This is a genomic window from Ruminococcus bromii (assembly GCF_002834225.1).
GTDB classification, from domain to species: domain Bacteria; phylum Bacillota; class Clostridia; order Oscillospirales; family Acutalibacteraceae; genus Ruminococcoides; species Ruminococcoides bromii.
In genome coordinates, this window is the sequence record NZ_NNSR01000062.1 from 1 (window position 1) to 11084 (window position 11084).

11 protein-coding genes are annotated in these 11084 nt (G+C 35.3%); 9 read left to right on the top strand and 2 right to left on the bottom strand.

Annotated features, from left to right (window positions below; all coding sequences use genetic code 11):
* Positions 1 to 239 precede the first annotated feature (239 nt).
* The 9 genes from RBATCC27255_RS06270 to RBATCC27255_RS06310 all read left to right on the top strand — a co-directional run bounded on the left by RBATCC27255_RS06270 (position 240) and on the right by RBATCC27255_RS06310 (position 9389).
* On the top strand, positions 240 to 770 hold the full coding sequence (locus RBATCC27255_RS06270) for a helix-turn-helix domain-containing protein (protein ID WP_046432938.1): 531 nt from the start codon (positions 240 to 242) through the stop codon (positions 768 to 770).
* A gap of 9 nt (positions 771 to 779) precedes the next feature.
* Positions 780 to 1352, top strand: coding sequence for a hypothetical protein (locus tag RBATCC27255_RS06275; protein WP_046432936.1), 573 nt, complete (start codon positions 780 to 782; stop codon positions 1350 to 1352).
* Between the two features lie 518 nt (positions 1353 to 1870).
* On the top strand, positions 1871 to 2476 hold the full coding sequence (locus RBATCC27255_RS06280) for a type IV toxin-antitoxin system AbiEi family antitoxin domain-containing protein (protein WP_101029225.1): 606 nt from the start codon (positions 1871 to 1873) through the stop codon (positions 2474 to 2476).
* Positions 2469 to 3365 carry a nucleotidyl transferase AbiEii/AbiGii toxin family protein gene (locus RBATCC27255_RS06285; protein ID WP_101029226.1) on the top strand — a complete coding sequence of 299 codons (897 nt, stop codon included), beginning with the start codon at positions 2469 to 2471 and terminating at the stop codon, positions 3363 to 3365. The genes RBATCC27255_RS06280 and RBATCC27255_RS06285 overlap by 8 nt, the downstream gene beginning before the upstream one ends.
* A gap of 13 nt (positions 3366 to 3378) precedes the next feature.
* On the top strand, positions 3379 to 3876 hold the full coding sequence (locus RBATCC27255_RS06290; RefSeq protein WP_101029227.1) for a DUF6680 family protein: 498 nt from the start codon (positions 3379 to 3381) through the stop codon (positions 3874 to 3876).
* Between the two features lies 1 nt (position 3877).
* Positions 3878 to 5716, top strand: coding sequence for a site-specific DNA-methyltransferase (locus RBATCC27255_RS06295; RefSeq protein ID WP_101029228.1), 1839 nt, complete (start codon positions 3878 to 3880; stop codon positions 5714 to 5716).
* 3 nt (positions 5717 to 5719) lie between these two features.
* Positions 5720 to 7915: a DEAD/DEAH box helicase gene (locus tag RBATCC27255_RS06300; RefSeq protein WP_101029229.1), complete on the top strand. Its 2196-nt coding sequence runs from the start codon at positions 5720 to 5722 to the stop codon at positions 7913 to 7915.
* A 14-nt stretch (positions 7916 to 7929) separates the two neighbouring features.
* Positions 7930 to 8853 (top strand): hypothetical protein, encoded by a 924-nt coding sequence (locus tag RBATCC27255_RS06305; protein WP_101029230.1) that lies wholly within the window; start codon positions 7930 to 7932, stop codon positions 8851 to 8853.
* Entirely contained in the window at positions 8850 to 9389 is a 540-nt protein-coding gene (locus RBATCC27255_RS06310) for a hypothetical protein (RefSeq protein ID WP_101029231.1), read from the top strand. Before RBATCC27255_RS06305 ends, RBATCC27255_RS06310 begins: the two co-directional genes overlap by 4 nt.
* Positions 9390 to 9433: 44 nt before the next feature.
* On the opposite strand, the gene RBATCC27255_RS06315 is transcribed toward RBATCC27255_RS06310, so the two are convergent.
* On the bottom strand, positions 9434 to 9814 hold the full coding sequence (locus tag RBATCC27255_RS06315; RefSeq protein ID WP_101029232.1) for a TnpV protein: 381 nt from the start codon (positions 9812 to 9814) through the stop codon (positions 9434 to 9436).
* Between the two features lie 24 nt (positions 9815 to 9838).
* Positions 9839 to 10999 carry a plasmid recombination protein gene (locus tag RBATCC27255_RS06320; protein ID WP_242958582.1) on the bottom strand — a complete coding sequence of 387 codons (1161 nt, stop codon included), beginning with the start codon at positions 10997 to 10999 and terminating at the stop codon, positions 9839 to 9841.
* Positions 11000 to 11084 lie beyond the last annotated feature (85 nt).

Consider the following 11084-nt stretch of genomic DNA (forward strand, 5'->3'; position numbering starts at 1 on the left):
ACTTTCTGACCGCATTCCGATTTGCCCGAGCGGATACACCATTACCGTGATGTATGACGGATATTCAGTTTTCGCAAACAACTTAACGCTATTTGCTTAATGATTATACTAAACATATTCCGTTATGTCAAGTGGTTTTCGTAAAAATATTAAACTTTTTTGTTTTATGTTACTTGACATATACTAAACATATATGATATACTGTTTGCACATTATATGAATAAGGGAGCGTAAATTTTATGGCAATCGGAGAGAGAATAAGGTTCTTTCGTAATCTTTGCGGAATGACACAGAAATATTTAGGACAGGTGGTCGGATTTCCCGAAAAAACCGCTGACATTCGTATGGCACAGTATGAATCCGGAAGTAGAACGCCTAAGGCTGATTTAACAAATAAACTTGCAGAGGTTTTCGATATATCGCCACAGGCTCTTTCTGTTCCTGACATTGACAGTTACATAGGGTTAATGCACACCTTGTTTACATTAGAGGACAGATACGGATTGACAATATTAAAGACTGAAAACGGTGTTTCAATGTATGCAGACCCTAAAAAAGGAACAGATGCTGCCGAGCTTTCAGAAATGCTCGCTGCGTGGGCTGAACAATCCGAGAAATATCATAACGGCGACATTAACCGTGACGAATATGACAAGTGGCGCTACAATTATCCGAAGTATGATGAAACTTCCGGTTTTGTAAAAATACCGTCACAGAATTTCAGCGATGCTATGGTTGAGTCTTTCAAAGACAGACTGAAAGATATGTGAGGTAAGATAATGGATTGGAAAAGAAACTTTTTAGAATCTTCTTTATTGCGCCGGTCAACAAATAAGAACAACCCAAATGAGGTGCAAGCAAAATGCGTTGATTTGGCATACTCAGATATGATGACGGCAGGTCGTTATTACAGCGCTTCTTTTCTGAATGACAAAAAGAAAATTTGCTCTGCTACAAACAGCGCCATTACTGAATCAAATTTTGTGTTTTCAAGAAAAATTATTGAAGATATTTCGTTGTTGTTTTGCGATAATACTATAGGCAATGGCAACCGTTATGCAACCGGGTTTGGGCTTGCTCAAAAACTTATAAATATGACTTTCAAATATCTATATGTTTTTAGTGATTTGATATTTATAGACAAACCTATTCCTGATTTTTCATCGTGTGACTGCCCACTTGATAGCATAATTTTAAATGGTATTCCATATAACAAAACTGTGTGGAGTAAATTCACCAAAGCTGATTATATTAAATGTCAAAATAAAATATCCGATTTACTAAAATCAATGACACTTGATGATGAATTAAAATCATTAGGTAATATGGCTTATGACTTTTTAAATTGGTAAAAATAAAAAACAAAAAAGAGCTATCAGACTTTCAAAAAATCTGATAGCTCTTTACTTTTACAATAATTCAAATTATGTTGCCATTTTGTTGCCAAAAAGCATATACAATCGGCAAAAGCCCAGTAAAATAAGGCTTTTTTCACGGGTGTGAAATTATTCCCGCTCGTTGCCGAAAGGCTAAACTTAACACATTTTGTTTATAAAATGTATTGTGTAGTCTTCGTGGTATTTTGATAATCCATATTATACTGCCTGTACGACGAGAATTTATCATTTTCTTATCAGGTGTGATAAAACCGATGGTTGCAAGAAGAGAATAATTGCAACCGGATTGATTTTACATTTATATTATACTTGATTTCTTTTTGTTTTGCAAGATGTATTTTAATTTTACGCACACATTTCAAAAAATGTGCGTAAAATTAATTGATTTTTTTAGTTGTCTCAGGTATAATAAAATCAGCACACAATTACGTATTCGCTGTGCGTGAATTTTATTTAAGGAAGAGGGTGAATGAGTGAATCTTCAAGAGCAAGCAAAAGAAGTGGTTGTAGACAATAATGGCATTGCAAAATCTGCCGACTTTGTTGCTGCCGGAATCAGAGCTGTTGATGTCGTAAACCTGTGTAACGCAGGCTTTCTTAATCGTGTACGACACGGATACTATCAGCTTGCCGAACAAGGGGTTTCTTCAGAAGAGCAATTGCTTGCAACACTCATCCCAAAAGGAATAGTTTGTGTCGAATCTGCATTGTTTCACTATGGTTACAGCGACTTTGCACCACGAAAATGGTCAATAGCTGTGCCTCGTTCAATGTCAAGAACAAAGCTAAAAATTGATTCGCTTGCTATTCAACCTTATTATATGCAGCCTGAGTTGTATGAACTTGGGAAAATCACCGACAATTTCAATGGAGTTGAGCTGCCTGTATATGACCGTGAGCGAACAATATGTGATTGTTTCAAATATCGTTCAAGATTAGATAACGAAATTTTTAACAAGGCCATTAACGCTTATGTAAAAGACGACAAAAAGAATCTGAATAATCTTTCTGCTTATTCCCAAAAATTGCGTGTGTATAAAAAAGTTACCGAACTGATGGAGGTGTTGCTGAATGGCTGATATAGCAGCATCTGTGCTTACTCGATTAAAGAATAAGGCGCAAGCAAGTGGAAGAAGTTATCAACTTTGCTTACAACTCTTTTGTCAGGAAGAATTTTTGCGTAGACTCGAAAAATCAAAATACGCAGAAAATTTTGTTCTCAAAGGCGGATTGTTTATCTATTCGCTTACCGAATTTGACAGCAGAGTTACAGTCGATGTTGATTTTTTGCTTCGACAAATGCCAAACACTCCTGAACAACTGCGAGTTGTGCTTGAAGAAATTATCGCAACACCTACTGAAAATGAATTTGTTACATTTGAGATAACAGATGTTGCTCCCATTGCTGTTGCAAAGAAATACGCCGGTATCGGTGCATCGCTTGTTGCACACATCAAGAATACAAGAACACCTTTCAGCATTGATTTCGGCGTTGGCGATGTCATCGTGCCTAAACAGGAAAAGCGAAAAATTCCTACACAGCTTGACGATTTCACTTCTCCGACTGTAAATACATATTCGTTGGAAACAACAATTGCCGAAAAGCTTGATGCAATTCTCGATTTAATGGAATTTTCAAGCCGAATGAAAGATTATTATGATATTTATTATCTTGCCAATAAGTTTGATTTTGACGGTGCAACGCTGACAAAAGCGCTTAAAAAGACTTTTGAAAATCGTGGACACGCCTTTACGATAGAACAATTTGAGCAGGTTATGGCTTTTGCCGAAAATGAAGCAATGCAAAAGAAATGGAAAGCATTTTGTCGAAAGATAGATACTAAAACCGATGATTTTAACGCAGTGCTGAAAACTATCAAAGCATTTTTGATAGAGCCGTTTATGGCAGCAGTTGAAAATAAAGAATTTGAAGAAAAATGGACGGCTGTTGACAGCGAGTGGATGTAAGGGGGAAAGAAAAATGGAATGTAAAGATATATTGAATTTGATCGCAATAGTTGTAATTCCCATAGCTGCTGTCTTGATTGGACAGCACTTACAAAACAGAGCAGAAATAAGAAAAGACAAAATGCATATCTTCAAGGTGCTTATGACTTCACGAATATATGGCTGGACAGTTGATAGCGTTCACGCTCTTAATCTTATTGATGTCGTTTTCGCAAAAGATAAAGCTGTACGTGCTGCCTGGAAAGAACTTTATGAAGCATATTCTTCAACAGAGCAATCAGATTTAATGGCAAATAAAAGAAAAAATCTGATGTATAAACTTTTGGAAGAAATTGCTAATAATATCGGGTATAAAAAAGAAATCACCTGGGAAACAATACAAAATCCATATATTCCCCAGGGTATGGTTGAAAAATGGCAAGAGCAAGCAGCATCTCAGCAGGCATATAATACTTTGTTAAATTCAATGGCTAATATTATACCAAAAGAGCAGAAAAATACGGAGGAATAAAATGAGCACTAACATATCAAAGCAAAAGCGTGAGGATTTACTTGCTAAAATCAAGGAAATTCGCACTTTTATATCCAATGCGCCGCAGGACGAAAACACAGGCAATCTGCTTTCTTATCTTTCTGATTTAGAGAAAGATGTAAACGGTAAAAAATACGGACTTGTTTTTGAGGAACACCGTGAGGAAATCGACGAAGTGCTGGATACCCATACGCCAGTACTGACTGAAGAGAAAGACTTGTTCATCAACAACGGCGGTCAAATGAACTTCCTTATCGAGGGGGACAATCTTGCTTCGCTAAAATTGCTGGAAAAGACACATAAAGGTAAAATTGACCTTATCTACATAGATCCACCGTATAATACGGGAAATAGGGATTTTATATACGACGATTGCTATGTTGATTCGGAAGATGGATTCAGACATTCAAAGTGGATTAGTTTTATGTCGAAAAGACTTGAAATTGCTCGTTCTCTTTTAAGTGAAAAAGGTGTAATATTTGCTCAGATAAGTGACATTGAATTATCACAGCTTCGTCTAATTTGCGATTCAATTTTTGGAGAAGAAAATTTCATTAATGTAGTAAGTGTTAATATGAAGAATATTGCTGGAGCATCTGGCGGTGGTGAAGATAAGAAATTAAAGAAAAACTGTGAATATATACTGATTTATGCAAAGCAGTATGCTACAATGCCTCTTTTTAATGGTGCTTATGTATATACTGAACTTTCCGATCTCATACAAACATATATTTCAGAAGGAGTAAGCTGGAAATATACTTCTGTTCTTTTTGATGAGGGCGATAAGGAGTATATCGGCAGCACAGTAGATGGTGATGGTAATGAGATTAAAGTTTTCAGACGAAAAAATGTTATTATTAAATCCATTAAGCAAGCTGCAAAAGATGATGACATTTCCGAAAAAGAAGCATATAAAAAATATGGTATAAAAACATTTCAGACAACAAATGCTCAGTCTTCAATCCGTACTCGTGTAATGAATTATAGAAATGAAAACAATATATCTGATGATGTCATTTCTATTGAATATATTCCTAAAACGGGGAAAAACAAAGGTTGTGTATATGAGCAATTTTATAAGGGCGAAAAGTGTAGGCTTTTTGTATGGCTCAAAGATACAAGTGAAATAATTGATGGCGAACTTTATAAGAAAGATTTGCAAGGAACATACTGGGATTTTAATGGTGCTATGAAAAATCTTACTAAGGAAGGTAATGTCGAATTTGGAAATGGTAAAAAGCCCGTTGATTTATTAAAAAGAATTGTTTCCCTTTATCCTGATAAAGATATTTCTGTTTTAGATTTTTTTGCGGGTTCAGGGTCAACAGGACATGCTGTAATATCTCAAAACATTCAAGATGAAGGAAATAGACAATTTATACTTTGTACAAATAACCAAAATAATATATGCAGGGGAAAAACATATCAAAGGCTTTCAAATGTAATACGAGGTTATACCACAGAAAAAGGAAAAGTTTTTGAAGCAATGCCAGCAAGCCTGAAATATTATAAAGTTGACTATATTCCCATCTCTGACCGTATGTATTACGAATATGCGGACGAGTTGTTAAAGCATATCCGTGAACTTGTTGAACTTGAAAACGGTGTAAATTTCACGGGCAACGATAAAATTGGAATTGTGCTTACTGAGGAAGAACTCGATGACTTTATTTCGCAGCTTGAAAACAATACCAAATATCAAAAGTTGTACTTAGGTCACGATATTTTAATGGATTCACAACAGGCACAGATATTGAAAAACAGAAAGATTTCAATAAATATTATTCCGGATTACTATTACAAGGAATTGGAGGGCTAAAAAATGAATATTACCCTTGCAAATTTTCAGATAAGGGCTATTGCTGACTTAACTGCTGCAATGGAACAATCCAACAGAGATATTATACTCAAAAGTTGTACGGGCAGCGGAAAAACTATTATTCTAACGAGTTTTATGGATGAGTATTTTAAAAGCAATCATAAAACTGTGTTTATTTGGCTTACTCCCGGCAAGGGCAACCTTGAGGAACAAAGTAAAGAAAAAATGGATAGATATATCCACGGAAGCCAAACAAAATTGCTATCAGATATTATGACTTCCGGCTTTGAAGAAAATGATGCCTGCTTTATTAACTGGGAAAAATTGACCAAGAAAGGCAATAATGCATTAAAAGACAGCGAACGCACTAATTTTATAGAACATATACGAAATGCACTTGATGATGGTTTAACCTTTAAAATTATTGTCGATGAGTCTCATCAAAACGACACAATTAAAGCAGATGATATTATTGAACTTTTTCGTTCAGATAAGATTATTCGCTGCTCTGCTACGCCTAAAAACTATAAAAACGCTATTTTGATTGATATTCCCGAAGAAGATGTTATAGCGGAAGGGTTAATTAAAAAGTTACTTATTATTAACGAAAACTTTGAGCAGCATATAAATGTTGATGATCAAATTACATATTTACTAGATAAAGCAATAAACAAACAACGTGAATTGTGCTCTGAATATGCAAAACAAAAAGCAGAAATCAATCCGCTTATCATCGTACAAATTCCGAATAAGTCTGACGCCTTACTCGATAGAGTTGAGGAATATTTTGAGAGTAAAGGTATTACTTACGAAAACAATTTACTTGCCGTATGGCTTTCTGACAAGAAGCAAAATCTCGAAGATATAGAAGAACCCAACGCAGAGCCTATTGCAGTTATTATTAAGCAAGCGGTCGCAACCGGATGGGATTGTCCTAGAGCACAGATCCTTGTTAAACTTCGTGATAATATGAGTGAGACTTTTGAGATTCAGACAATCGGACGCATTCGCCGTATGCCTGAAGCAAAGCATTATGAAAATGACTTGCTTGATAGTTGCTATTTGTACACATTAGATGAAAAATTTACAGAGAGTGTAAAACTGAGTTTGGGAAAAGGTGCTCTTGACGCATACAAGGTGTTTTTAAAGCCGGAGCATCGTTCATTTACAATCATCAGTGAATACAAGACAGATATACCATATCCACGTGATGCAAAACTATCACTAAAAGTAATACACCAGTATTTTGAAAAGAAATATCATATTACAAATGATACGGTCAAAAACAGAACATTGTTAGAGGCACACGGTTATTCTTTCTCTGAGGATATTATCGATTTTACAAAGTCAGGTTCAGTGAACACTCTATCAAAAGAAAATATAACCGGATTAAATGATATTTCTATACACGAGCCGTTAAATACACATAAGCACGGCAAAGAATATCATCATTGTGTTGCGGAAATAGGATATAAAGTGAATTTGGATTACAATAGTACCAACACAATTATGCGCAAATTATTCCTTAACGGATTGCGCTGCGATTCTAAAATTCTAAAAGTTGAAACAAGGGAATTATATTCATTTATAATCAATAATGAACGCTTACTGGTTGAAGATGTTCGTGACGCTATGGCAGATGAAACACTGCAACTAACCTTGTCAATTCCAAAAACAACAGAAAAACCAATTGGATTTCCGTTGGAAATGATTTTCACCTATGATGGGACATCAAAATCGCAAACAGAATTTACAAAAAATGTGTATAAAGGATATCTTTCTTCTGCGGAAAATCGCTCTTTGCCGGAAAAACTTTTTGAACGATATTGTGAAAGCAGTAAAAATATTCAATGGTTTTATAAAAACGGAGACAAAGGAATTGAATATTTTTCTATTGTTTATACGGATAACTTCGGAAAACAAAAATCGTTTTATCCCGATTATATTATTGGAACAACCGATGGCAAGGTATGGATAATCGAAACAAAAGGCGGATTTACGAAATCTGGTGATAGTGAAGATATTGATAAATATACAGCTAAAAAATTTGGCGTATTAAAAAATTATACCGATAAGTATAATCTATTTGGTGGCATAGTCAGACAAGATAAACAAAGTGGTGAACTTTGTATTTGTACGGAAACATATTCCGATGATATTAAAAGCGATAGTTGGAAGTTGTTGTCTGATGTGTTATGAGGGGGGGATTAAAAATGAATAGCCAAGAACAAAAGAAAAATGTTCCAATTTACTTTTATTATCTTGCTATATCAAAGCAAAAAGATAGCAACGACTCTTCTGTTTATGATATACAACAAATAGTCGCTGCATTTTCAGCTTTACTGTCTTATATTACTCAAAAAAGTCTAAACGACAGAAAAAAAGATATTACAAGTTCTGAAAAAGTTGTGTGGCTTGATTCGTTTGAAGATTTGAAAAACGGAAATTATAATGTGATTTTTAAGTCAGCAAAATATAATCACGTTAGAAACGAAATTGATACCGAAACAATGACAGAACTCGGCACACGCAAACGTCAAAAAGACGGAGATGAAGAAAAAACACATTTATGTGTACGTCTTACAAAAGGGCAGCATCGCTTTCTTGCCGTTCACGAAAGCAATCACTATGGAATATCAATAAATTGTATTATTGACTATCTAAACACTCAATTTGAAAATTATAATGAGGATAGTGATGATAAATACCATTATGAGCTGTCATACGAAATTATGCCAGGAGATGATTTTATAGCATCACTAAAAGACGCCAAAACGACATCCGCACTTAAATTAACGGTCAGCAAAGATGTTATAAAAGATGATTTTATGCAATTTGCTAATCGAGATGAAATAGATGATGAAGTTGAAATTTGGATTAAACGACCTAAAGGAGTTAAAAAATTCCCAGATAACCTTATTAAAGCATATTATGATGATTTGCAAAGTAACAATAGGATAAAGAAGATTTCGGTTAAAGGAACAAAGACGTCCGGGCAGTTTGAAGTCGATACAGACCTTATGAAAATGAAACATTACTTATCAGTTTGTTCGGAAATTGTAACGAATGAAGTAAATAGTGTTGATTTTTTTGTAAAAGCACAGGAGTTTATAGAGGAAATGAGGAACAAAAAATGAAAAATATAATATTTGTTCCAATTAAAGACTACTTCGCATCAAGAAAGAAGCTCTATAACAAGTTTATTATTCCGCTTATAATTGCAATAGTATCATTACTATTTGCTATATTTTCCAATATTGGCAATTCAGAAAAAATTCTATTAACCTTTTCTGAATTTATAGATACACAAATAAATATTGTAGCAATTCTAATTTCTTTTTCCATAGCAATCATTACGATTTTAGTATCTGCGGACAATAAAAATATACAATGCTTGAAAGAAACTGACTCAAACAAGAAACAATATAAGCCAGTTGACGGAAAGCAACTGTCTCTATTTCAGATATTGCTTTCTAATATAGCTTACAATGTTATTGTAGAAATTATATACTTGGTGGGACTTATAGCGATTTCTCTTATGCAAAATATTTTGCCGATTGTATCACTAAAATTTATCACATCTATTTGTATTTTTATTATTTTACATATATTGTTTGTGTTGCTTGAATCGGTCGCTCAAATGTATCTCACTTTTTGGGCAAATAGGAAATAATTATTGACGGCAAGGGAAGGTATCTCTCCTTGCCGTCTTTGTGTTTATACCGTAAAAATAAGTTTTGTATTCACGACCTCTATCGCTCTATTACGAATATTATTCATTTTCTGTACCCAAAGCATTAGATTTTCAGCCTTGAGTTCTTCGTTAACATTTTCTTTTTCGGCAAGTTCTTTTACCAGCCAGAGAAAAAGGTCTTGAGCCTGCTGTTCAATATCTGCAAGATATGAATTTAGCTTACCGCTTGTCAGCAAATTGTAATAACGCACTTTATGATTTTGCTTCAAATATCGTTTATGCCTCATTGCCCAAGCGCCGATATTCGCTTTCTTTTCTTCTTCCGCCGGTAATAAATCGGGCAACATATAGTCGCCGACCTGCGTATAAGTACCGCCTGTTTGTTCAAAAATTGTGTTTGCCATTTTGTTTTACCTCCAAAAATTTATTTATCTTGAGCGTGGGTTTTCACGCTTACGACCTTTAATATTTCTTGCCTGTTCAAGCAACTCGTCAATCTGTTTATGCCCGAAAACTTTGCGCAAAAGTTTGTAATCTTTGACCTCTGAACGCAAATTTTCGTTTTCGTTTTTCAGCTTACTGTTGATTTTCGATAACATTTCGTTCTCACGATAGAGATTGCCGTTCGTGATATTTAATCTATGGTAATTGTCCCAACCTTCAAAGCAACGAGCCAATGCCGTCTTGATTAACGCTTTTAATTTTTGAATAAGCGGCTCTGCAATTTTGGTTTTATATGCTTTTGCAGACATAAAACTTTGCGGTTCGGAGAGCTGATATTCGGGGGCATTATCGAGCATTTCTTCCACATTCCTTAATTTTTCCAAACCATCATCATAGTTTAACACTCGCTCGGATAACACATTAAATTCGGCTTGCTTTTCTTCGATTTTAGCACCCAATTGTTCAAGTTCTGCTGTTCTTTCTTGCTTTTTATAATCAAGAACAGACAAATGTTTTTCGTGCGTTCCTTTGTGTTCCCACTCAATTCCGTGTCGTTCCATAACGAATGCGAGTGCAGATTTTTCTGCGCTTACCCATTGATTCCACTCGGTATCTCCACGGGTTCCGCCCTTAAATCCTTGTGCGGCAAGCGCCTGCTTTAGTGATACTCTCGTGTCAAGTCCACGGTTGCTGCCGGTTGTGAACGGAACAAAATCAATATGCAAATGGGGCGTTGCCTCGTCCATATGCAGATGAGCAGAGAACACTTTTAGGTTGGGATTTCGCTCTTGAAATCCCCGATAATACTCATCTAAAACCTGCCGTGCAAGCTGTCCGTTTTCGCTTTCGACGCTCATATTTTCCTTATCGCCAATCTGTAAAATCAGTTCGTGAAACGGCTTTTCTTGCTTTGAGTTTCTGATTTTCTCATAGTAGTTTTCTATTCTGCGGTCGGCTCTTGTCTGCTTTTCGTTGTATCTTTTTAGTGCTTCGTCAAACAATTCGTGATAGATTTTCTTTATCGGCTCGTTACAGTAATCAATGTTCAAATGCGTTCTGATCCCGTCAACATTTTCAGCCTTGAACTTGCGGCTGTTGTGATTGACCGAGCCTTTACCCACCATTGCGCTTATCGTTCTTTGCATAAGTTATACCTCCAATCTCATAAACTTGCTCGTCCTCGGTTCTGTTACTCTTGTCAAGAGTAACGCAAAAGCACTTTTGACAGGC

Bases quoted from the DNA above. Each gene is read 5' to 3' on its own strand.
- RBATCC27255_RS06270 (WP_046432938.1), top strand. From the start codon at position 240: ATGGCAATCGGAGAGAGAATAAGGTTCTTTCGTAATCTTTGCGGAATG.
- RBATCC27255_RS06275 (WP_046432936.1), top strand. From the start codon at position 780: ATGGATTGGAAAAGAAACTTTTTAGAATCTTCTTTATTGCGCCGGTCA.
- RBATCC27255_RS06285 (WP_101029226.1), top strand. From the start codon at position 2,469: ATGGCTGATATAGCAGCATCTGTGCTTACTCGATTAAAGAATAAGGCG.
- RBATCC27255_RS06290 (WP_101029227.1), top strand. From the start codon at position 3,379: ATGGAATGTAAAGATATATTGAATTTGATCGCAATAGTTGTAATTCCC.
- RBATCC27255_RS06295 (WP_101029228.1), top strand. From the start codon at position 3,878: ATGAGCACTAACATATCAAAGCAAAAGCGTGAGGATTTACTTGCTAAA.
- RBATCC27255_RS06300 (WP_101029229.1), top strand. From the start codon at position 5,720: ATGAATATTACCCTTGCAAATTTTCAGATAAGGGCTATTGCTGACTTA.
- RBATCC27255_RS06305 (WP_101029230.1), top strand. From the start codon at position 7,930: ATGAATAGCCAAGAACAAAAGAAAAATGTTCCAATTTACTTTTATTAT.
- RBATCC27255_RS06310 (WP_101029231.1), top strand. From the start codon at position 8,850: ATGAAAAATATAATATTTGTTCCAATTAAAGACTACTTCGCATCAAGA.
- RBATCC27255_RS06315 (WP_101029232.1), bottom strand. From the start codon at position 9,814: ATGGCAAACACAATTTTTGAACAAACAGGCGGTACTTATACGCAGGTC.
- RBATCC27255_RS06320 (WP_242958582.1), bottom strand. From the start codon at position 10,999: ATGCAAAGAACGATAAGCGCAATGGTGGGTAAAGGCTCGGTCAATCAC.